Genomic DNA, 501 nt, shown 5'->3' with positions numbered 1-501 from the left:
CTCTACCCCATCCATTCTAGGGACACATTCTTCTATGCAGTTTAATTCCCAATAATCATCACTATCTAAAAAGATAATATAATCGATAATTGGATAAGTAAAGTTAATTAAATCTTGTTCATTATTAAAAGCTTTATAACTTTTATATACTTTATATATATTGTAAGGATTATTACCATCTAGTTCAAATTCAATTAAAGAATTTTCTTTAATTTGTGTTGTTATATTTTTAAGTTTGTATTCTCCGCTAAAATATTCTATACCTACATTTCTAGCAGTACTTTGTCCTCCATTTTCTTTATCAAATAATATAAATCTTTCATCTTTTAAGGTGTATTCTTTAGCTATTTTTAGTGAATTCTCATCAGTGCTTCCATCATTGACTAGTATAACTTGTAAATTTTTATAAGTTTGATTAATTACGCTATCTAAACATTCTTTTAAATATTTTTCTACATTATATATGGGGATTACTACGCCGACTGTTTTAGTTTGATTCAT

General features: G+C 25.3%; 1 protein-coding gene. It reads right to left on the bottom strand.

The genetic code is table 11. From position 1 onward, the window contains the following. On the bottom strand, window positions 1-501 hold a 501-nt coding region (locus tag FPD38_RS00005), incomplete at its 3' end, for a glycosyltransferase family 2 protein (RefSeq protein ID WP_147554784.1).

The organism is Campylobacter volucris (genome assembly GCF_008011665.1).
Lineage (GTDB): Bacteria > Campylobacterota > Campylobacteria > Campylobacterales > Campylobacteraceae > Campylobacter_D > Campylobacter_D volucris_A.
Note: the sequence above shows the minus strand (reverse complement) of the source record. Positions and strands in the feature narration are given on the sequence as shown.